Annotated in this window: 18 protein-coding genes and 1 other RNA gene; 7 read left to right on the top strand and 12 right to left on the bottom strand. The window is 49.5% G+C overall.

The genetic code is table 11. The features are described 5' to 3' along the window. The first annotated feature begins 30 nt into the window (after positions 1-30). Together R3187_RS14885 and R3187_RS14890 are read left to right on the top strand one after the other, a co-directional pair. Positions 31-744 carry an ABC transporter ATP-binding protein gene (locus tag R3187_RS14885; RefSeq protein ID WP_318967846.1) on the top strand — a complete coding sequence of 238 codons (714 nt, stop codon included), beginning with the start codon at positions 31-33 and terminating at the stop codon, positions 742-744. Next, positions 735-1,991: an ABC transporter permease gene (locus R3187_RS14890; RefSeq protein ID WP_318967847.1), complete on the top strand. Its 1,257-nt coding sequence runs from the start codon at positions 735-737 to the stop codon at positions 1,989-1,991. Before R3187_RS14885 ends, R3187_RS14890 begins: the two co-directional genes overlap by 10 nt. A 22-nt stretch (positions 1,992-2,013) precedes the next feature. On the opposite strand, the gene R3187_RS14895 is transcribed toward R3187_RS14890, so the two are convergent. Both R3187_RS14895 and R3187_RS14900 read right to left on the bottom strand, forming a co-directional pair. Then, positions 2,014-2,982, bottom strand: coding sequence for a metal-dependent hydrolase (locus R3187_RS14895; RefSeq protein WP_318967848.1), 969 nt, complete (start codon positions 2,980-2,982; stop codon positions 2,014-2,016). Between the two features lie 43 nt (positions 2,983-3,025). Beyond that, complete coding sequence (locus tag R3187_RS14900; protein WP_318967849.1) at positions 3,026-3,868, bottom strand: PEP-CTERM/exosortase system-associated acyltransferase; 843 nt, start codon at positions 3,866-3,868, stop codon at positions 3,026-3,028. 341 nt (positions 3,869-4,209) lie between these two features. Here R3187_RS14900 and arfB point away from each other — a divergent pair, with 341 nt between their 5' ends. Beyond that, positions 4,210-4,629 (top strand): alternative ribosome rescue aminoacyl-tRNA hydrolase ArfB, encoded by a 420-nt coding sequence (arfB, locus tag R3187_RS14905; protein ID WP_318967850.1) that lies wholly within the window; start codon positions 4,210-4,212, stop codon positions 4,627-4,629. A gap of 67 nt (positions 4,630-4,696) precedes the next feature. On the opposite strand, the gene R3187_RS14910 is transcribed toward arfB, so the two are convergent. The 4 genes from R3187_RS14910 to smpB all read right to left on the bottom strand — a co-directional run bounded on the left by R3187_RS14910 (position 4,697) and on the right by smpB (position 9,871). Continuing rightward, a complete protein-coding gene (locus R3187_RS14910; RefSeq protein WP_318967851.1) occupies positions 4,697-6,772 on the bottom strand; it encodes an amidohydrolase family protein in 2,076 nt (691 codons plus the stop codon). A gap of 117 nt (positions 6,773-6,889) precedes the next feature. After that, positions 6,890-8,605, bottom strand: coding sequence for a diguanylate cyclase (locus R3187_RS14915; protein ID WP_318967852.1), 1,716 nt, complete (start codon positions 8,603-8,605; stop codon positions 6,890-6,892). 250 nt (positions 8,606-8,855) lie between these two features. Then, positions 8,856-9,216: a transfer-messenger RNA gene (ssrA, locus tag R3187_RS14920) on the bottom strand. Positions 9,217-9,388: 172 nt separating this feature from the next. Next, the gene (gene smpB / locus R3187_RS14925; protein ID WP_318967853.1) at positions 9,389-9,871 is read right to left on the bottom strand and encodes an SsrA-binding protein SmpB; all 483 of its coding nucleotides are present in this window, start codon (positions 9,869-9,871) and stop codon (positions 9,389-9,391) included. A 128-nt stretch (positions 9,872-9,999) separates the two neighbouring features. On the opposite strand from smpB, the gene R3187_RS14930 reads away from it, so the two are divergent. Both R3187_RS14930 and R3187_RS14935 read left to right on the top strand, forming a co-directional pair. After that, on the top strand, positions 10,000-10,443 hold the full coding sequence (locus R3187_RS14930; protein WP_318967854.1) for a type II toxin-antitoxin system RatA family toxin: 444 nt from the start codon (positions 10,000-10,002) through the stop codon (positions 10,441-10,443). Beyond that, positions 10,436-10,768, top strand: a complete 333-nt coding sequence (locus R3187_RS14935; protein ID WP_318967855.1) for an RnfH family protein — start codon at positions 10,436-10,438, stop codon at positions 10,766-10,768. Before R3187_RS14930 ends, R3187_RS14935 begins: the two co-directional genes overlap by 8 nt. A gap of 54 nt (positions 10,769-10,822) precedes the next feature. Here R3187_RS14935 and R3187_RS14940 read toward each other — a convergent pair whose 3' ends face one another. The 3 genes from R3187_RS14940 to nadK form a co-directional block, all read right to left on the bottom strand. After that, positions 10,823-11,176 (bottom strand): outer membrane protein assembly factor BamE, encoded by a 354-nt coding sequence (locus R3187_RS14940; protein WP_318967856.1) that lies wholly within the window; start codon positions 11,174-11,176, stop codon positions 10,823-10,825. Between the two features lie 64 nt (positions 11,177-11,240). After that, complete coding sequence (gene recN, locus R3187_RS14945; RefSeq protein WP_318967857.1) at positions 11,241-12,914, bottom strand: DNA repair protein RecN; 1,674 nt, start codon at positions 12,912-12,914, stop codon at positions 11,241-11,243. A 112-nt stretch (positions 12,915-13,026) separates the two neighbouring features. Further along, positions 13,027-13,908: an NAD(+) kinase gene (gene nadK, locus R3187_RS14950; protein ID WP_318967858.1), complete on the bottom strand. Its 882-nt coding sequence runs from the start codon at positions 13,906-13,908 to the stop codon at positions 13,027-13,029. 146 nt (positions 13,909-14,054) lie between these two features. On the opposite strand from nadK, the gene hrcA reads away from it, so the two are divergent. Together hrcA and grpE are read left to right on the top strand one after the other, a co-directional pair. Then, the gene (hrcA, locus tag R3187_RS14955) at positions 14,055-15,083 is read left to right on the top strand and encodes a heat-inducible transcriptional repressor HrcA (protein ID WP_318967859.1); all 1,029 of its coding nucleotides are present in this window, start codon (positions 14,055-14,057) and stop codon (positions 15,081-15,083) included. A gap of 29 nt (positions 15,084-15,112) precedes the next feature. Then, the gene (gene grpE / locus R3187_RS14960; protein WP_318967860.1) at positions 15,113-15,706 is read left to right on the top strand and encodes a nucleotide exchange factor GrpE; all 594 of its coding nucleotides are present in this window, start codon (positions 15,113-15,115) and stop codon (positions 15,704-15,706) included. Positions 15,707-15,851: 145 nt separating this feature from the next. Here the strand turns inward: grpE and R3187_RS14965 are convergent, their stop codons facing one another. The 3 genes from R3187_RS14965 to R3187_RS14975 are packed head-to-tail and all read right to left on the bottom strand — an operon-like array spanning position 15,852 to position 20,165. Beyond that, on the bottom strand, positions 15,852-16,619 hold the full coding sequence (locus R3187_RS14965) for a rhamnogalacturonan acetylesterase (protein WP_318967861.1): 768 nt from the start codon (positions 16,617-16,619) through the stop codon (positions 15,852-15,854). A gap of 3 nt (positions 16,620-16,622) precedes the next feature. Continuing rightward, positions 16,623-17,642, bottom strand: a complete 1,020-nt coding sequence (locus tag R3187_RS14970; RefSeq protein WP_318967862.1) for a pectinesterase family protein — start codon at positions 17,640-17,642, stop codon at positions 16,623-16,625. Positions 17,643-17,696: 54 nt separating this feature from the next. Further along, positions 17,697-20,165 (bottom strand): glycoside hydrolase family 88 protein, encoded by a 2,469-nt coding sequence (locus tag R3187_RS14975; protein ID WP_318967863.1) that lies wholly within the window; start codon positions 20,163-20,165, stop codon positions 17,697-17,699. Positions 20,166-20,206: the final 41 nt, after the last annotated feature.

The raw sequence follows: 20,206 nt of genomic DNA on the forward strand, positions 1-20,206 counted from the left end.
ATAGACGCTCACTAACGGAGCAATCATAACATGACCGGGATTCAACCTGTGACCGACAAGCCGAAAATTCCTGCCATTGAGCTCAAAAATGTCGTGTTCTACTATCAGACTGCAGCCTGGCAACTTAGTTTACCTGAACTGACTTTGCAGCAAGGTCAGCATTTATTTATCAAAGGCGCCTCAGGCAGCGGTAAAACAACGCTGCTTAATTTGCTTGCGGGCATTATTACGCCAAAACAAGGCGAAATTAAACTCGGTGGTGAACAATTCAGTAGTTTATCGCCAGCAAAACGCGACACGCTGCGGGCCCGCAATATTGGCGTGGTGTTTCAGCAGCTGAACCTGATTACTTACTTATCGGTGCTGGACAATGTGTTGTTAAGTGGTCATTTTGCCGGCCTGGCTAAGACTGCCGGTGAGCAACGCGCTAAAACCCTGCTGCAAAGCCTCGGACTGGGCCCTGAGCTTATTTCGCAACCTGCCGCAGCACTAAGTGTCGGCCAGCAGCAGCGGGTCGCTATTGCCCGGGCTCTCCTTACCCGGCCAGCTTTACTGATCGCGGATGAGCCTACCTCCGCCCTCGATGCCGACAACCGCGACAGTTTTATGCAGGTATTGCTGGAGCAGGCTGAGGCCTGCCAGACCAGCGTGATTTTTGTCAGCCATGATGCCAGTTTACGCCGTTATTTTAGTCAGCAGCTGGATATGCAGCAGCTGGCACAAGGAGTACAGCCATGTTGTTAAAGCTCGCCAGACAAAGCTTATGGAACCGTCGGGGCACGGCGCTGATGACCTTGTTTTCGCTGACGATAAGTCTGGTGCTGTTGTTTGGTATCGATCATTTGCGAAAAGAAGCGCGGCAAAGTTTTACCAGTACCATCTCCGGTACCGATTTAATCGTCGGCGCCCGCTCCGGCCAGCTGAATTTATTACTGTATTCGGTGTTCCGGATTGGTAATGCTACTGCCAATGTCAGCTGGGCCACGTACCAGCGGATCAGTAAGCACCCGCAAATCAGCTGGACTATTCCGCTGGCACTGGGTGACTCGCATCGTGGCTACCGGGTACTGGGAACTAACCTGGATTATTTTACCCATTACCGTTATGCCAACAATCAGTCATTACAGTTTAGTGCAGGGCAACCCTTTAACGACGTTTATGACACCGTGCTGGGGGCAGAGGTTGCAACTAAACTGGGTTATCAGCTTGGCGATCAGATCACCCTGTCGCATGGTGTTGGTGCGGTCAGTTTCAGTGAACATAAAGATAAGCCTTTTGTTGTCGCCGGTATTCTGGCACCGACCGGCACGCCGCTGGATCAGACCGTTCATGTCAGTCTGGAGGGTATTGAAGCTATTCATCTGGACTGGCAGCAGGGCGCACCGATGCCCGGGCGAACAATCAGTGCGGAACAGGCGCTGGCACAGGATCTGACCCCGAAAGCGATAACCGCATTTATGGTCGGGCTCGAGTCCAGAATGGCTACGTTCGTGGTGCAGCGACAAATTAATGAGTTTAAGGGCGAAGCCTTGTCAGCAATTCTGCCGGGGGTGGCGCTGGCTGAACTATGGCAGATGCTGAGCATGGTGGAAAACCTGTTATTACTGATTACCTTGCTGGTGCTGATAGCCGGCCTGGTTGGCATGATGACGACCTTGCTGGCCTCGATGAAAGAGCGGCAACGGGAAATGGCCATTCTGCGCGCCGTTGGGGCCCATCCATGGTATTTGTTTATGCTGATCCAGCTGGAAGTGCTGCTACTGACTATTCTGGCGTTGCTGGCGGCGGCGGTCACCCTGGTTGTAACCCTTTGGGCGCTACAGGATATTCTTGCCAGCAGCTATGGCCTGTTTATCAATATCAACCCATTCAGCCTGCAAACCCTGTACTGGGCCGGTGCTGTACTGCTGGTCAGTGCTGTGTTGGCCTGTATTCCGGCGTTTACTGCTTACCGGCGGGCCCTGAACGATGGTCTGGCTATCCGGCTGTAATTCTGGCAACTTTGGTTGCGGCTTAGTCAGCCGCAACCAGTTGTTGCTGGATCCAACGCACGGTTGTGCCCATATCATAATTTCTTGGCCGGGCTGTGGCGGCTGAAGAGGCATCCGGGGTTACCAGAAAGCTAAATGCATAATTCTGGCGCAAACCCATCCGTAAATCGGTCAGCACCAGCTTGTCATTCTGCAAATCTAAACTATAAAAACCATGACTGAAAGCCGCTATTCTGGCAACGTCGGGGTGATCCGCATATTGCTGCTTTAAGCTGTCATCCTGCGGAAAAAACTGATATTCGATAGCCGTACCGTGGTTTAAGATATTGTAAAAGCCTTCATAATAGCCTTGTTCAGTCATTACCAGCACCCGCCACAACAGGGTATTAAACGGTGTTGGCGTAACCAGCACTGCCTCGGTAGCCGGCGCCGGTAAAGCCGTATTGACCAGTGAATTCAGCCACTGCTGGCTGCTGACGCTCCAGATTAAATACAATGATGATAAGCCCAGTCCACAAGCTGCGGCTCTGGTACTCCACTGCGGTCTGAACAGTGCCAGAATCAAAGCAAACAACAGCGGTAAGGTATATAAAGGGTCAATAATGAAAATACTGCCAACGCCAAAGGGCGTATCGGTAAATGGCAGGCCCAGCCGGGTGCCGTATATTGTCATCACATCCAGCAGCGGATGGGTAATCAGCACCAAACCTATCGCCAGCCACCAGCGTATAAACAGCGCAGATTGACGGTGAACAGCGCTGATAAACCATGCCAGCAGCGGGCTGAAAAGTGCCAGGTAAAACAGCGCATGGGAATGTGCCCGGTGGCCGACCATATTGCCAATCGCATCACCGGCATCAAATAATACATCTAAATCGGGCAGAGTGCCGGCAACAGCGCCCCATAATACGGTTTGTTTAACCGGAACTTTGCGGCCCATAACCAGGGTGGCTACGCCCGCACCCAAACACATTTGACTTAACGAATCCATAATAGTGGTCAGTTAGCTAACAATAATGCTGATACGGTACTGATCAGGCCATGGCCCATGTTAGTTCAGTTTTTGTCGTCATCTGCCGGCTTGAAGCGACTGCCTCTGGTTCAGTTAATAACTGGCTGCTTAAGCGCTGCATCAAATCAAGGTATTCGGGCTGCAGATTGGCAACCACTTGCCGGGCATCCAGATAATAGGGTGCGCGCTTACCGTTAAAGTCGATCGCTTCGCCAATCTGATTAAAGTTGATGCCAATCCGCTGCAGTATTCTGGCCAGGCTGGGCTCGATGGTTACAAAGCCATGATAATAGCCTTTCTCCAGACACATCGCCGTTGCCATCAGGTAGAGCCCGATGGCGATATAGCGGTTAAACGGTCGTGACGAGCTGCTTAATGCCGGTAAATCTTTTGCAGCAGTATCTTTAATTCTGCGCCGGAATTGCGCGGCAACAGCCAGCCGCGAGATTTCGCAAACATGTTGCCGTGGAAAGCAGGCCGGGGTTAAATGCGGCGCAGTAAAGCGCCCGGCAAAGTACTTTTCAATTGGTAGTGGGCCAGGTTCCTGCTGGCAGTGGATCAGACGTATTGTGCCGGCAATTTCACCCGATTGGGCGTCGGCCAGGCTGCAATGCAACGCCCGGCGGTCAAAGTCGTCCTGCTCCAGGCCTGAAGGCCGTGGAGGTTCGAATTTAAGTTCTTCACAATATACTTTGTGCCGCAACCTGAACACTGTGTTCTTTTGTTGATGGCTGATTGCTTGTGAAGCCTGAAAATAAGCACTGAAATCGGACAGGTTTAGTTCGTTGTCTGGCTTTGCTGCAGGAATTGTCGGTACACAATCTTTTTGCTCCGGCTGGGGTAATGTCGGATTCAACAATGTCATCGTTATGCCCTAAAGATGATAGTACTAGCAAACCTATCTGATAAACTTACGGTTAATGTTTTTTTATGCTTAGCCTGATAAGACATAACCGTCCATGCTAAAGTAAGGGCGCACTTCATTGTGCTACATGTGCTAAGGGTGCTCAGGCGCATTTACTATGCAATTCTGAGCGCTGTGGGTCAAACCCGAAATAGGTTGATTTGTTTCGATAAAAGATAAAATCTGAGTAATAACTTGATTTTACAGTTGTTAATTTTTTAAACTTTTTTATCACTACTTAGTATATAAATTAAGCTTAAGTTCATAAAACGGCAGTTTAAGCAGCAAATGGCAGGAAATGCGTGGCAATTACAATATCGGGCAGTGTAACTATCGACGACGGCGAGCTGGAATGGCAATTTATCCGGGCTTCAGGCGCCGGTGGCCAGCATGTTAATAAAGTGGCGACTGCAGTGCAAATTATTTTCGATATTGCCGCCTCATCGTTACCAGACTTCTATAAGCAGCGCCTGTTAAACCGCAGTGATCATCGTATTACCAAAAGCGGTAAAGTGATTATTAAATGTCAGCAAAGCCGCAGTCAGGAGATGAACCGGGAACTGGCCCTGGCCCAGTTTATCGAGTTAGTGCAGTCAGTGGCCAAAGTACAGAAAAAACGGGTAGCGACCAAACCGACCTATGGCAGCCAGCAACGGCGGTTAGAGGGTAAAAAGCAACGTAGCAAAACCAAGGCGCTGCGCCAGGGTAAACCTGAGCATTAATTTGCTGAATGTCAGAAAAATAAAGGCCACCTTCAGGTGGCCTTATGTTTAACATCGCAACAGGCTGTTAGTTGCTCTGATGCACCTCTGGCACTTCAGTAAAGGGTTTAATGCCAAACTGCGGATAAACCTGAGACGGAAAATAAATCCGGCCATCTTTTGCTACCATGGCAACCTTTTTAATTTCACGTAAGTCTGCCAGCGGATTGCCCGGAACTAAGAAAAAATCGGCCAGTTTGCCAGGTTCAATACTGCCTAATTGCTCACCCTGCGCTAAATAGTTTGCCATGTCATACGAGGCCCGGCGTAAAACCTGGGCATTAGACATCCCAATCTTTGAAAATAACTCTAACTCCCGGTGCAGCTCAAATGCGCCCCCTAAATCAGTGCCGGGAACGATAAAAATGCCCCGTTGATGCATCAGGCTTAATGTGGCCAGAATTTTATCAAAAGCTGCTTTATAGGCTTTATCTTCTGCCTCATCTGCCACATTCAGTAAGGCCTGTTTGGCAGAGCGTTGCACCCCAATAGGCATGTTATCAATGTAATCAACCATACCAATTCTGGTTTCGCCATTGCGGCCGGTAAGCCCGAATTCATGGATCACCATGGTCGGGTCGATGGCGATATTTTTATCGACCATAATAGCCAGTGAAGTTTGCACCGCGTCACTATCCAGATCTAACTCAGCAAAGCGCTTCATGCCGGTGATCCGGAACAAGGTGCGGGTGTCTTCTTCTCTGTCCAGCACCCAGCTTAGCATCAGCTGGTTAATGTGGGTCACTTCGTCGTAGCCGCTTTGCATCATCTCATCAACTTTAGAAAACGCCGGAATATGACCTGCCACTCGCATACCATGTTTTCTGGCTTCCGCCACCATTGCCGGTACCCACTCACCTTTAATAGAGCTGTAAATTTTAATCTGATGATAGCCGCCGCGCTCAGCATACATTTTTATTAAATCCACTGCTTCCTGCTCGTTTGCCGCCAGCTCGCCGGTCGCGGCTGAAAACGGGCTTTTACCTTCAATAAATGCACTTTTGCTAATGCGGGGGCCAATTAAAATATTGCGTTCAATTTTATCTTCCAGGGCCTCCAGTACATCCATTTCATTGCCCATATCGCGAACAGAGGTAATGCCGGCCATTACATTTAATAAGGCGTCATCGTCACTCATATGAGCGTGCATTTCATATAAGCCCGGAATAAGGGTGCCACCGTTACCTTCTATAACGACCTCGTCGGCGGAAGGGGTTTGCACTACCGGCTCAATTGCCGCAATTTTATTCTGGTTCAGCAGCACAGATTTCGGCTCGGAAAGCGACAACGTTTCAGGCTCAAAGATCCGCACATTGTTAATGCGCACCGGTTTATCAAAGCTGTTGCTGGCTCTCTTGGCGATCTCTTCAAAGCGGCTGGCATTTAACGTTGCTGCCAGCTGCCGCAATGTCTGATCTTCAGCGATTAAATCCTGCTTTAGCAGGGTGAAGCGGGGCGACAAGTACGCCAGCATTTGCTGGTTGCTATCAAGCGCAATATAGCTGGGGTCTAAACTGATGCCGGAAATAGCATAAATGCTGGCGTCGACTGGCGTATCGGCATTGGCACTTTTCAGGCTAACGGTATCAATTTTGTCTATCCGAAGTTCGCCGCCAGGCAGCGCAGGCAACGTATTATTTTCACTATTGAGCAGCGCACTGGCATAAATATACAGGGCATAAGGGCTGGCGTTTTGCGCCACGTACATCGATTCGTCAGAGAAGGTGGCTTTACCCCCGCCAGCGGCATCTTGCCATGAAGCGCTACCGTCAGCGGCCTGAAAAGACTCAGCAACGGCATTGCCAAACACGGTTTTGCCATCAATTTGCCATGCTAACGGCAAACCGGTATCAGATAACCGCAGGCTTTCAACGCTGCTTGAACCGCGACCATTGTTGCTATAGCCATAATCAATGTTCAGCTCATTATTCAGTCGCTCAACCTTGAGCTCACCCACCTGGGTGCCACCAAACAGCACTGCATAGGTTTCATTACTTTTTACAGTTGTCTGGGTACTGCTGCTGTCTTGCGACACGGGTTTGTCTGCAGGTGAGCAGCCTAATACGCTAAGACACAAGATGCTAAGGGTCAGATGTTTAAACATGAAATGGCCTGAGTTGAGGTGTGTTTAGCTGCAGTATTACACAGCGTCTGAAAAAGACAATCAGTAGACTTAGAAAGTATTAGCAGAAAAACTAAAGAAGATTCAATGTCTAAGCAATTATATGTTTGTTGTAAGTTTGTGATCGCGCATCACCGTCACTGTATTTCTGCCTTGCTCCTTGGCAGAGTAGAGTGCTTCATCGGCCAAAGTAATTAAGTTATCAAGGTCCAGTTGATCAGGCGTGGCACTAACGACGCCAATACTCATCGTCACGCGGCATATGTTTTTAAGGTCAATTTTTTCAATTTGTGCACGTAGATCTTCGGCGAGTTGGCTAGCCTGGTGACTAGTGGTATTAGGTAGAAAAATTAAAAACTCTTCTCCTCCCCATCGCAATGCGATATCAGAATCACGGGTGCGACTCTTTATTATTTTAGCCACACTTTGCAGCACTTTATCTCCCGCAGCATGGCCGAATTGGTCGTTAATTCGTTTAAACCAATCTAAGTCCATCAACATAATCGACATAGGCGTATTATACCTTTTAGCTAGCTCCCAACTTGGGTGAACCAGCTTGGAAAATGCACGACGGTTATACAAGTTAGTTAAAGGATCGTGCAGAGCATTGCTTTCTGCTCTAATACGCGCTTGCTGCGCTAATTTGAAGTTAAAACCAAGTGATATGGACAGCAATGACATCTCTAACAGCATGCCTACTTCTATTTCCCGAAATGCCCACTGCGAATAAGGAATAATTCCCCAAGTCACAAAACTGGAAAATGTGGCCCCTCCTGTTCCCATAATGATTGCGGGGATAAAAAATTTAGCGAGTGGGTCTTTGTTTTTGTATGCCAGGCATCCAACCAGCAGCATCCAGACGGATAGGCTGGTTAACATGATCAACTGAATCATTATGATTAATGAACGATTGCCAGATAAAAATAAAAGCCCGGCTAATATCAGTAAACTGGCATATATTCGGTGCCTGTAGCGATACAAAGTGGGTAAAAAAGTACGCGTATTTAAAAAGCCAATGGTAAACATTACCGCTGAAAACAAATAGCAGTACATCAGGCCAGGCATTATCCACTGTTGCGTGGTGACAGAGTCGGACCAAATCAGCCAAAAACCATGTCCTGTATAGGTAAAGTTGAATGCGGTAAATGCCAATAGATAGATGGGGTAGAGTAAATACCTGAGTTCTCTTATGTAAAAATACAGTGCGAGATTGTAGATAAGCAGAATGAGTAATCCGCCATACAAAGCACCATAAAAATAAGCATTTTCTGCAAAGGCGGACACCATTGCTTTTTCGCTACCGATGTATATAGGAATAGTTAAAGGGTCTTCAGAGTGAAACCGAAAAAGAACATGAGAGGTGCCCAACGGAAATTGATGCGCCACCGACGGCATCCTTTCTTTTCGTAAACGTTGGGTAAAGGGCACGTTATCACCTATCGACACCTGGTTGGTTAATCTGTTGGCAGAAAAAAAATAAAGATCAATATTATCAAGCCAGGCATTATCTATTTTTATAATGCGTCGCAAAGGTCCGTCTGTCATATTTTCAATTGGTAATACCGCCCATATCGTGCTCTGGGTAAAACCAAAACTCACTTTGTTTTGACTATTTTGGCTAAATTCGTTGAGTTTGTATGCCGTAAAAGCTTGCTGATGACTCAGGCTGGATTTTGGATCTTCAAGTAAATACAACTGGTCATTAACAAGTTGTATTTGAGGCTCAGAGGTTGGTGTATCTGCTATCGAAAAAATAGACCACGTACAAAATATAAAGAGAATGGTTGCTCTAAAGAATATTTGAGAACTGCTCATAGGTAATATCTGTGATCCATTTTTCTCAACGTCATTTAATTAGGGTTAGCAGGCCACTAGCTTTCAGGGCTTAACGGTTCAAGTAAAGATCACAGTCTACTGCATTAATTGCCATCACATTAACTATAGACTATTTGTAAGCCAGTAAAGCAAGTGTTTTTACCACGCTCAGTGACCTTAAGAGTTTCAATCGACCGACTTTTGGAGTAGAAAATCAAAAGGCCACCTTGCGGTGGCCTTTTGATTTGTGTGGTGGAGCTGGGGGGAGTTGAACCCCCGTCCGAAAAACCTACATCTTCGGTACTACATGCTTAGCACATTCATTTAGTTAACCCTATGAGCGCCGAATGGCAGGCTATCGTCGGGCGAGCCTGATTGGTTTTAACGTGTTGTCTCCAGGCGAAGACGCGACGCGATTCTGTTAGGGGTGATCTTCCAGAGTCTCAGCTTACAGACATGCGTGAGGGGAAGAGCTCTCTACTGCCTATTAAGCAGCGAGTGCGTAGTTTTCGTCGTTTGCGACTAGTTTTTTGCGGTTTTTTTACGAGGCCTACCGCACCTCGGCATGCACCTAGGAGTTCGTGAATCCCGTCGAATCCAGTATCAGCCCCGAATTCTTTGGTTTAACACTAACACTCTCAGTGTTTGGCTATTGTACGCCTGCTATCTGCTTATAACAAGGAGCAAAATGTTGCAGTGCATTCAATCGCCGGTCTTACTTTCTAACTGTCACAGCCATTAGATGGTGACACGCCCTGATAGTTTCAAGGCCAGACAAAAAAATTAGCGTTTGCTGTGTTTCATCATTCGTTCTTTTTCGCGCGACCAGTCACGGTCTTTAATATCGTCGCGCTTGTCATGCTGCTTTTTACCTTTGGCCAGGTGAAACTCGACTTTAACCCAGCAGGCTTTCCAGTACATGGCGGTGGCAATCAGCGTATAGCCATCGCGCTCTTTAAGCCCGATAAGCTTCATCAGCTCACGTTTATTCAGCAGTAGTTTGCGACTGCGATCCGGGTCGCAAATGACATGGCTTGAAGCGCTTTTTAATGCCTGAATTTGCGCGCCAAACAGATAAGCTTCGCCGTCTTTCAGAATAACGTAAGCGTCAGACAAGTTAACCTTGCCTTCGCGAATGCTCTTAACTTCCCAGCCTTGTAAACTGATACCTGCTTCGTACCGGTCTTCCAGAAAATATTCGTGGCGGGCTTTTTTATTGACCGCAATAGTGCCGTTGGTGTTTTTAGTTGGTTTTTTTTTGCTCATAATCCGCTATTTTTGCTAACGCGCTGACCGGGTACGCTGCTCTGGATCCCGATGGGGCCGTGCTTTGCCGGCCTTGTTGCCCCGCGTTATTCTGTTACAATCAGCAGCGAGTTTTAAGGGGAGTGAGTATGCCACAAATTGAGCGCAGTGCCTTGGTTTTTTACAGCGCGCAACAAATGTTTGACCTGGTAAATGCCGTACCAGAGTACCCACAATTTCTGCCTGGCTGCACTTCTGCAGAGATTTTAAGCCAGACTGAGAATGAGATGGTGGCGAAGTTGCAGGTTTCCAAGGCAGGTATTGGCCAATCTTTTACCACCCGTAACATTTTGCACCCGTATGAGCGGATTGACATGCAGTTGGTGGCCGGGCCTTTTAAGCGTTTGCAGGGCGGCTGGCACTTTGTGCCGTTGAACGATACTTCCTGCAAAGTAGTGCTGCGGCTGGAGTTTGAATTCTCCAGCAGACTGGTGCAGTTTGCTTTTGGTAAAGTTTTTTCCGAGCTGACTGCGGCTATGGTAAATGCATTTACCCAGCGGGCGAAAGTGGTGTACGGGGAAAATAATGGCTGAGCAATATACAGTAGAGGTCGCCTACGCGCTGCCGCATCAGCAAAGCTTACTGACATTGTCGGTACTGCCGGGCAGTACTGTATTGCAGGTTATTGAACAGTCTGGCATTTTACAGCAATACCCGGATATAGATTTAAGTCAGCAGAAAATAGGGGTCTGGAGCCGGCCGGTAAAACCTGACGAGCAGGTAAAAGACGGTGACAGAATAGAAATTTACCGGCCGCTTATTGCCGATCCGAAAGACTTACGCCGGCGGCGGGCCGAGAAAGCCAAAGAAGAAGGGCGGGCTGATAAAGTTACAGGTGGTAGAAAGCAGGAACATTAAAAATGAAAAGGCCTGCAAGCAGGCCTTTTCATTTTTAAATAACCGCGGAGTAAATCAGATATCCAGCGGGGTATTAAAATCTTCTGATTTCTTAAAATCGCCTGAAATATCCTGCAATTTGTCGTCTTTGAATTCTACAATCAGTTGTTTTTCAAAGTTATTGCCACGGCCACCTTTTAATGAATAAAAGTAATGCCAGGTATCATCGTCGAAGATGTTGTCTGCCACCGGGCTGCCCAGGACAAACTTTACCTGCTCTTTGGTCATCGCCACCCGCAGTTTGTCGATATCTTTTTGCTCAAGGTAATTACCCTGCGGAACGTCAATCCGGTATATCACGTTAGAGCAGGCGCTTAAGCTGGCCAGCAGGCCTATTACTATTAAAATCTGTACTACTTTATTCATCATTTTCGTCTGTTAAGTCCGGTTGCGGCTATCATACCCTATGACAGCCTCCCTGAAAAATCTTCTTTCAGACTGCCGGTGAGCACAAAAGTTCGCGGGCATTGGCCAGCGCGCTGGCGCTGATATTTTCACCCGCCAGCAAGCGGGCTATTTCGCCAATCCGTTGCTCGTCAGTCAGGCAGCGCATCCGGGTTTCGGTGGCCTGGCCATCAGTGTATTTCTCGACAAACAGCTGTTGATGACCCTGGCTGGCAACCTGAGGTAAATGCGTGACACAGATAATCTGAGTGGTTTCGCCGAGCTGACGTAACAGCTTACCGACGCCGGCAGCGACCGGGCCACTGATCCCAACATCCACTTCATCAAATATCAGGGTAGGGGTAGTAATTTTATCTGCCAGAATAACCTGCACTGCTAAACTTATCCGGGACAACTCGCCGCCCGAAGCCACTTTAGCCAGCGGCTGTAACGGCTGGCCCGGATTGGTCGATACCGTAAAGCTTATCTGATCCCAGCCATGGCTACTGGCCTGCTCCAGGCTGAGGGCCTGCACATTTATTTCAAAGCGCGAATTTGCCATGCTTAGTTCATGCATGCTAGCGGCAATCAGCGCACTTAACTTGCCGGCCGCCTGCTGGCGCTGCTGATGCAACTCGGTAGCCAGTTGCTGATAGTGCTGCTCTGCTTCGGTCAGTTCGGCTTCCAGCTGCACTAATCGCTTATCATCACCGGTCAGCTCTGCCAGTTGCCCGGCCAGTTGCTGATGAAACTCTGGCAGCTGCTCATAACTAACCTGATGTTTGCGGCTTAATGTCAGCCACTGGCCCATTCGCTCGTCGATTTCCTGCAGCCGCTCCGGGTCCAGCTCAACTTTGTCGGCATAGCGGCGCAGCTCACGGCTGGCTTCTTCGGTTTGCATCAGCGCATCTGCCAACATCTGCTGCAGTGGCGTTAAACTGTTATCCAGCTGACAAAGCTGCTCCAGCTGCTGATTGACCACTGACAGGGCCTGATAAATAGAACCCTCATCACTGTCATATAGTTGTTCAATACACTGCTGGCTCTGGCTTAACAGCGTCTGGCCATGGCTCAGCCGGCTTTGCTCTGCTTCCAGCTGGGCAAATTCATCATCTGCTGGCGCAAACTGATCCAGCTCTGCCACCTGGTATTCCAGTAACTGGCGCTGGGCATCACGTTGTTGCTGGCTGTGTTGTAGTTGCTGGTATTCCTGTTTAGAGCTTTGCCATTGCTGATAACATTGCTTCAGCTTAGCGCGAAGTGGCGCATTATCGGCAAATGCATCAAGTAACTGACGTTGATAATCGGCTTTTAACAGTTGCTGGTGAGCATGCTGGCCATGAATACTGAGTAAATATTGGCCCAGCGCTTTAAGTTGCTGGGCTGGCACCTGCACACCATTAATATAACCGCGGGAGCGGCCTTCATTATTAATGACCCGCCGCACTATACATTCGCTGCCCATTGCCAGATCCTGCTGTTCCAGCCAGTGCTGGGCCTGTGGCAGTGTTGCAATATCAAAGGTTGCGACAATATCGGCCTTATCGGCACCGGGACGCACGACGGTGGCGTCTGCGCGCTCACCTAAACACAGTGACAAGGCGTCAATGGCAATAGATTTACCGGCGCCGGTTTCGCCGGTGATGGTCGACATACCGGCTTGCCAGTCAATTTCCAGTGCCCGGACGATAGCAAAATTGCTGATATGAAGGTGGCTTAGCATGCTGTGACTCCCGTCAGGAATAATTACTGTTAAATACTGTGTTTAGATACAGTGTAAATTTATACAGTTATTAGCAATTATGCAAGCCGGATTTTTAAGCAAAGGCTGCGCGCTAATAAAGTTTTGCGCCCCAGCCCAGTTTATTGCGCAGCACGTGGTAATAGCTGTAGCCCGGTGGATGCACCAGCCGCAGTGGGGTAGGGTGTTTACGGATATAAATTTCATCACCTGGCATGACGGCCAGAATGACATGGCTGTCGCAACTTATTTGCAGATGGGCATCGTTGCTGTCGGCGACCTTTAAACATATTTCACTGTTGCCTGATACCACCAATGGCCTGCTGCTTAAGGTATGCGGGAACATCGGCACCAGACACATGGCGTCTAAATCCGGCGTTAAAATTGGCCCGCCTCCGGATAATGAATAGGCGGTAGAGCCGGTGGGGGTGCTGACGATTAAGCCGTCTGAACGCTGGCTATAAACAAACTCGTTGTTTATATAAGCTTCAAACTCAATCATATGCGCCACTTTATCGGCGTGCAAAACGGCTTCGTTTACTGCGCTGTTGCTGCTTTTCACGCTACCATGGCGGTGAACTGAGATTTCCAGTAAGTTGCGTTTTTCAGTAACAAAGTTGCCATCCAGCACATCAGATAACGGTTGTTCAAAAAATTCAGGCGCTAAATCGGTTAAAAAGCCTAAATTACCGCGGTTAACCCCCAAAACGGCAACATCAAACCGTGCCAGCACCCTTGCTGCACCCAGCATATTGCCATCACCGCCGACAACGATCGCTAAATCACAGGTTTTGCCAAGGTCGACCAGATCGAGCACCCTGGCATCGGCCAGTGCTAACGACTGGGCTACCCGTTCTTCTACATAAACCTCGAGACCTTTGGCTGACAGGAAATGATACAGGCTGACCAGCGTATGGTTGGCACCCTGATGATTGGGTTTGCCAATCAGACCAATTTTAGTAAAAGCGTGACTCATAGTTTTGTTCCCGGCTGCCATTTTGCCAGTATAGCGGCCTCATTCATCCGCGACCAGCCTCAGCGCGCTTTTAGTGATTTATCAACTTGATATTGTTAATTTAGCCCCCAGATCAATAGCCAACACTGAATAAGGTATTAGGTAGTATGGCGGTGGCGCTAACCAGGGCAGAGCTGATCTTAAAGCTGATTGTTGAGCAGTATCTGGCTGATGGTTTGCCGGTATCGAGCAAGCTTATTGCCGAAAATCAGGCACTGGATGTCAGCTCCGCTACTGTCCGTAATACCATGGTACAACTGGAGCAGCAGGGCTTTATCCGCTCGCCTCATACCTCTGCCGGCAGGGTGCCCACCACCAGTGGTATCCGCTTGTTTATCGATAAAATGCTGACCATGCAGCCACTAAGTGGTCGCTGGCAGGCTGAAATTCAGCGCCGGCTGGTTCCAACTCTGCCGGTATCATTATTGTGTCAGCAAGCCGGCCAGCTGCTGACTAACCTGACAGGCTGTGTGGCCATTATCAGTGCGCCTAAAGCCAGTGGTCGCGAAGTCAGGCAGATTGATTTGGTGCGGCTGGCCAGTGACCGCTTATTGCTGGTAGTAGTGGATGAAGATGGTGATATTCTGCATCGGGTGCTCGATTGTGCCCAGAGTATCGACAGCGCCACCCTTGGCAAAGTGCTTTGTCTACTGAATGCAGCGCTGGCCAATGGCCAGTGGCAGGATGGTATTGCCCGTCTTGCCGGGATGGCCAAAAAAGAAACCGGCGGCAGCCAGCTGTTGATAAATAATGTACTGGGGCAGCTGAGCCTGGATGAGTTTTTACAGCACCAGCCGATGATTTTTGGCCAGCATCAGTTATTATTAAGTCCTGAGTATCAGCATAATCCGGCATTACAGCAGGTGTTTCAGATGCTGGAGCAACCCGCCGGTTTAATTAATTTACTGCAGAAAGTAACGACAGATGAGCATCCGAAACTGATCCTGGGAAAAGAGTCTGGCTTTGTCGAACTGGCACCGGTCAGTGTGATCAGCCAGCGCTACCAGATTGAGCCGCATCGGTTTATTGCGTTGCTCGGCCCCAGACGGATGAACTACGCCAGACTGGTGCCCTTAGTGGAAGCCTGTGCTCATCGTTTAAATTTAAACTTGAATCGACAGAATCCATCCCCATAATAGACCTACTTTCATTTGGAGTAGTTAGCATGACTGAGCAAGCAAAGCCGAACGAGCAGGCTGAAGAGATGAAACAGGATACCCAGCAGCCGGAGAACAAAGCCAACGAGCAGGCTGATACCGTTGAATTATCGGGTGAGCAGGCGGTAATTTCTAAACTGGAAACTGAGCTGGCTGAAATCAAGGCTAAACTGGCCGACCAGCAGGATTTAATGCTGCGCATTAAAGCAGACGCTGAAAATGCCCGTCGCCGGGCCAGTCAGGATGTTGAAAAAGCCCATAAATTTGCGCTGGAAAAATTTGCCGGTGACTTATTGCCGGTGGTTGACAATCTGGAACGGGCGCTGGCGTTTATTAACCGCGAAGATGAAGCCTTTACCGGTATTGTCGAAGGGGTAGAGCTGACCATGAAAAGCTTCCTGGATACGGTTGGCAAATATGGGGTGCAGCAAATTGACCCGCAAGGTGAGCCTTTTAACCCGGATTTACACCAGGCAATGACTATTCAGCCTTCTGCTGATGTTGCACCGAATACCGTGACTTTTGTGATGCAAAAAGGCTATGAATTAAATGGCCGGTTGTTACGTCCGGCCATGGTTGGGGTGTCAAAAGCACCGGAATAATCTGAGTAAGCTTAACATCGAACCGGATTGCTCACGCCAACTCGCCCCCTTCGCAGTAAAGAGTCCCTTCCCTGGGGGCTCGTCTCCCGCATCCTTGCGGGACACGGTTGGCTTAGAGCAATTCGATTCTTAGTTTACTTTTCATCTACAACAATTCCCGATAAACATAAGCTGCCAATGGGTGCTGCTGTGCTTTTAAATCCCGGACAAAAAACTGGGCCAGTTTACTGGCGCCCTGCACGCTGAGGTGAGTATTGTCTTCGGTGCCAGCTGGGAACTTGGCGTATAAATCTGCCGGTACCTGAATAAAATAGGGCTGGGCGGCTGCTTTACCCAATTGCTTCCAGAAATCACAGCTGTGCTGCTGTAAATCAAAAAAACTCACCTCTGTCTCTGTCGCAACCTTAGCCGCAGCACTGGCATAAGCGGCTAAATCGCGTTTTAAGCTGCCATCTTCGGCGAAATTACGCCGGCAAATCGGGCTGGCCAGCATTGGGGTGGCACCCTGTTGACGCACCTCGGCGATAAACTGTGTTAAAAAGCGCTGATAATCAGTGTCAGCGGCCGCATAACGCGCCGGATCTGATTGTTTAGAGTCATTGTGGCCGAACTGGATCAGCACATAATCGCCTTTGCCCAGCTCGCTTAACAGCAGCTGCCAGCGTCCTTCGTTCAGAAAGCGGCGGGTGCTGCGACCATTAGCTGCATGGTTTACCACGGTCAGTTGCGGGCTTAAAAACTGCGGTAACAACTGGCCCCAGCCACGTTCAGGATAAGCCAGATTAGGCTTATCAGACATCGTAGAGTCGCCCACCAGATGCAGCTTCAGTGGCTTAAGTTCATTGGCCTGCAATGGCTGCAGCAGGTTAATTGTCAGCGTAACGGCCGCTAACAGCGTAAATAGGGTTTTCATCGCTTACTCCTTAATGCTATTCAGCAGGGTCTGCAGTTGCTGCTCTGGGTCCCACCGGTTGTCGAAGGTCCATAAAGCGGTAATGTGTTCAGCTGTAAGCTGCTGGGGGTGGCTTGCTAAGTTGGCGCTAAGCCACGGATAAATTGCCTGGGCAGGGTTCTGGTGGCTGAAATAATAGCGATCGCCCCATAAATTTGCGCGGTTACGGCTGGGCTCTTCAGGGTAGGTATGGCGAAACAGCGGCTTGTCAGCCATATTGGCACTGTATCGATTATTAATCAGGTAAAATTGGCCATCGTAATGGCGCCGGCCCAGCATAAAGCCCGGGACACCGTCAAAGGATGAATCCCGTACCACCAGTTTCTGCCGGGCATCCAGCTCGCCATCGTGCCACAAGGTAGCGTAGGCTTTTTTATTAACAAAGGTACTGTTGCTGAAAAATGCCCAGCCCCGCGGACAGACCATATCGGTATGGCCTTCAAAATAGCAGTTGTCATGGTAATACATGCCATCGGTTTTATTCCACAGACTTAAGGTATCAGCACCACCGGCAATAATTCTGCAGTTGGCGGTAATGATCCGGGTGGCCTGCTCAAAGCCACGTACAGCAAACTGATGTTCGTTATCGCCGGTAAGCTCACCGTAGCTGTTAACGATGCTGAGATTCAGCAGGGCGATATCAGCGGCATTAATATTGACTACGGCGGCGCCCCAGTCGCTGGGGTGTTGTTTTAACCAGTTTGTTCTAAGCTCTGCTATCCGTATTTCGGTGTTATCAGCGCCGCTGCCAATCAACGCCACCTTGTTGCGGGTTAAATACAGCTTTTCCCGGTAAATACCCGGGCCTATCTGAATAATCGCCTGGATATCGTTATCGGGCAGGCTGTTAATGGCTTGCTGGATGCTGCGAAAGCCGGCATCCGGGTTCTGGGCCACGGTTAAACGAATGATCTCTGATGCTGCGACGTTGCCGCCACAAAGCGCAGTAAACAGCAAAGCAAACAGCCAGCCGGTCAGTCTCATAAAACACCTCAGAAGTGGCCGGCTAATGCCGGCCCGTCAAAACAGCGACGATACTCAGTTGTCGCTGAGTAATCTGGCAATCTGCACACCAGCCATAATAAAGGGGCCATTTGCTTTGGCGTCGTTTCTGAACAGCGGTTCGCTCATATAATAGTTATAGCTGCCGTCGCGGCCAAAGCCGAGACCGGCTACCTGTACCGTATTAACCAGGCTGACGCTGTTATCGGGGTGCACCAGAATAAACTCATCCACCAGGCCTTCGAAGGCTGTTAAGGCAGTGTCCTTATAGCGGGCATCCAGATATCCATTATTAACGCCTTTGGCAAAAAAGTAGGTAAACATGCTACTGGCCGACGACTCTAAATAATTACCGGGTGCATTGGGTTTATCCAGGATCTGATACCAGGTGCCGGTCGCCGGATCCTGCACCTTAACCAGTGCCTCAGCTAATTCAGCTGTCATAGCCAGTAACGGTTGCCGCAGTTCAGTTTGCTGCTCCGGAATAATCTCCAGCACATCGACCAGTGCCATCGCCAGCCAGCCTAACCCCCGGCCCCAGAACTGACTGGCCAGGCCGCTGTCTTTGTCTGCCCAGTTCTGCTCCCTGGCTTCATCCCAGGCGTGATAATACAAACCGGTTGCAGGATCGCGCAGCTTGTCACGGCTGATGGTGAATTCTTTTACCACTTCATCAAAAGCATGGCCGTCCTCAAAGGCTTTACTGTAGCTGGCCAGAAAAGGCATGCCCATATAAACACCGTCCAGCCACAGCTGATGAGGATAGATTTTTTTGTGCCAGAAAGCCCCGTCACGGGTACGCGGATGCTCAGTAAGTTGCCGGCGCAGTAAATCCAGCGCCTTTTTATACTGGGGCTGCGGATTGCGCTGATATTCACGTAACAACATATTGCCGGTATTTAAACTGTCGATGTTGTAGTTACTGATTTTATAAGTACGGATATCGCCTTCAGCGGTAATAAAAGAGCCGATTACATCACTGAGAACCTGCTGCCATTCGGGGTTAGGTCGCAGTTTTAGCAGGTCGTCATAAGCCTGCAGCTGCAAACCGGTGGTATATTCCCATTTACTGGGGCGCTGGCGCTCGTAATCCCAGCCGCCGTAGGCATAAAAAGGGGTTTGCCGGGCCATTTCGCTTTTCGCTAAACGCTCACTCCAGTCTAATGCCACCTCCGCTGTCAGCGGGCCGGCTTTTTGCTGTTGGCCCAACGCTGTTTTCAGACTGAGCCTTGGCGTTAATGTCAGTTGTTCAACCTGCTGCTGCAGATAGCGGACAAATTCTGCTTCGCTGCTGATCCCACCGGGTTCGCCATCCCAGGCCGCCAGAAAGTAATACTCCAGCTCATTACCTGCCGGACGCATCACCGCGACATGGCTGTTGTTGTCTTCAGTCTGCTCCAGCAGCTGGCCGCGTTTAAACAGCACTGCCACGCCCAGCTTGCTGTCGGGCGCTGATAAGCTCTGGTTACCCCAGGTGGCAAGATAAGTCCAGCTATGGCCGGGAATATCCAGATCGCCCTGCAGCAGTTTTGTGTCAGGTAATCTGACCAGGCCAATGGCCAGATTGTCCAGCGGCTCAGTTAACTTAAGCCGGGTATTTACCAGGCGGGAGCCGGCTGTCATGCTTAAGTCAGCGGTCAGGTTGATGGTTTTACCGGCAATTTGCCAGTCCTGATACTGAATTTGCAACGCCGAATACAGCGGGCCATTTTCAATCACTTTAGCGTTATGCCGGCCAACTTCTGATACCAGTTGCACCTGTTTGTCGTCCCAGTAGCCGTAGCCACCGGCGCCAAGTGACTTGCCTACTTTTAAGATATCCATGCCCCAGTCTGCCAACTCATGATACGACTGATAGCCATCCTGACCGACATTTTGCAGCACCAGCTCTGAGGTTTTTTTACCAAAAATATCAAAGCCATTGCGCCAGTCCAGGTAAATCCGGTAGCCCACTTTGTCAGACTCAATACCCGGCCCCTCGTAACGGATCCATTCTGAATGATCGGTATATTGTGCTGGCGGCGTCAGCTCAGTCACGTTCTGAAAAGTACCGCCAGTGTATCTGGCGTCCTGCCATTCACCGCCCACTTTATGGGACAGCTCAGCCTGAGTAGCTGCTGGCCAGCTTTGTTGGCTGAACAATAGCGGATCAGTGTTGATATTCAGCTGTTTCCGGCTGGCCGGCGCTAATGCCAGCTGGACAAATAACGTATCATCCTGACCGTCGCCACTGCGGTCAATCAGTTGGGAAGGTATAGCCTTGTCGTCAAGGGTTGCTACCAGATTGTCAGCATCGCTTGCTGCCAGGCCTAAATCGGTAAAAGGCAGATACAGGTCTTCAGTGCGGGCAAACGAAGAGGGATTGGCAACGTGCAAACTGGCCACGGCATCGGCTGCAGCGCTGTCGGTTGTGGTTTGTTGTTTGGCAGGAGGGGAAGCGGGGTTGCATCCCGCCAGCAATGCCAGGCTCAGTGTAGCCAATGAATATCGAACACCCTTATTCACAATAAAACACCTGTTAAATTAATACGGCGATCCGTCAGAAA

The organism is Arsukibacterium sp., from assembly GCF_033721375.1.
GTDB lineage: Bacteria > Pseudomonadota > Gammaproteobacteria > Enterobacterales > Alteromonadaceae > Alishewanella.

What these genes read in the sequence shown, in the direction of transcription:
- R3187_RS14885 (WP_318967846.1), top strand. Translation starts at nt 31, where the DNA reads ATGACCGGGATTCAACCTGTGACCGACAAGCCGAAAATTCCTGCCATT.
- R3187_RS14890 (WP_318967847.1), top strand. Translation starts at nt 735, where the DNA reads ATGTTGTTAAAGCTCGCCAGACAAAGCTTATGGAACCGTCGGGGCACG.
- R3187_RS14895 (WP_318967848.1), bottom strand. Translation starts at nt 2,982, where the DNA reads ATGGATTCGTTAAGTCAAATGTGTTTGGGTGCGGGCGTAGCCACCCTG.
- R3187_RS14900 (WP_318967849.1), bottom strand. Translation starts at nt 3,868, where the DNA reads ATGACATTGTTGAATCCGACATTACCCCAGCCGGAGCAAAAAGATTGT.
- R3187_RS14910 (WP_318967851.1), bottom strand. Translation starts at nt 6,772, where the DNA reads ATGTTTAAACATCTGACCCTTAGCATCTTGTGTCTTAGCGTATTAGGC.
- R3187_RS14915 (WP_318967852.1), bottom strand. Translation starts at nt 8,605, where the DNA reads ATGAGCAGTTCTCAAATATTCTTTAGAGCAACCATTCTCTTTATATTT.
- smpB (WP_318967853.1), bottom strand. Translation starts at nt 9,871, where the DNA reads ATGAGCAAAAAAAAACCAACTAAAAACACCAACGGCACTATTGCGGTC.
- R3187_RS14930 (WP_318967854.1), top strand. Translation starts at nt 10,000, where the DNA reads ATGCCACAAATTGAGCGCAGTGCCTTGGTTTTTTACAGCGCGCAACAA.
- R3187_RS14935 (WP_318967855.1), top strand. Translation starts at nt 10,436, where the DNA reads ATGGCTGAGCAATATACAGTAGAGGTCGCCTACGCGCTGCCGCATCAG.
- R3187_RS14940 (WP_318967856.1), bottom strand. Translation starts at nt 11,176, where the DNA reads ATGATGAATAAAGTAGTACAGATTTTAATAGTAATAGGCCTGCTGGCC.
- recN (WP_318967857.1), bottom strand. Translation starts at nt 12,914, where the DNA reads ATGCTAAGCCACCTTCATATCAGCAATTTTGCTATCGTCCGGGCACTG.
- nadK (WP_318967858.1), bottom strand. Translation starts at nt 13,908, where the DNA reads ATGAGTCACGCTTTTACTAAAATTGGTCTGATTGGCAAACCCAATCAT.
- hrcA (WP_318967859.1), top strand. Translation starts at nt 14,055, where the DNA reads ATGGCGGTGGCGCTAACCAGGGCAGAGCTGATCTTAAAGCTGATTGTT.
- grpE (WP_318967860.1), top strand. Translation starts at nt 15,113, where the DNA reads ATGACTGAGCAAGCAAAGCCGAACGAGCAGGCTGAAGAGATGAAACAG.
- R3187_RS14965 (WP_318967861.1), bottom strand. Translation starts at nt 16,619, where the DNA reads ATGAAAACCCTATTTACGCTGTTAGCGGCCGTTACGCTGACAATTAAC.
- R3187_RS14970 (WP_318967862.1), bottom strand. Translation starts at nt 17,642, where the DNA reads ATGAGACTGACCGGCTGGCTGTTTGCTTTGCTGTTTACTGCGCTTTGT.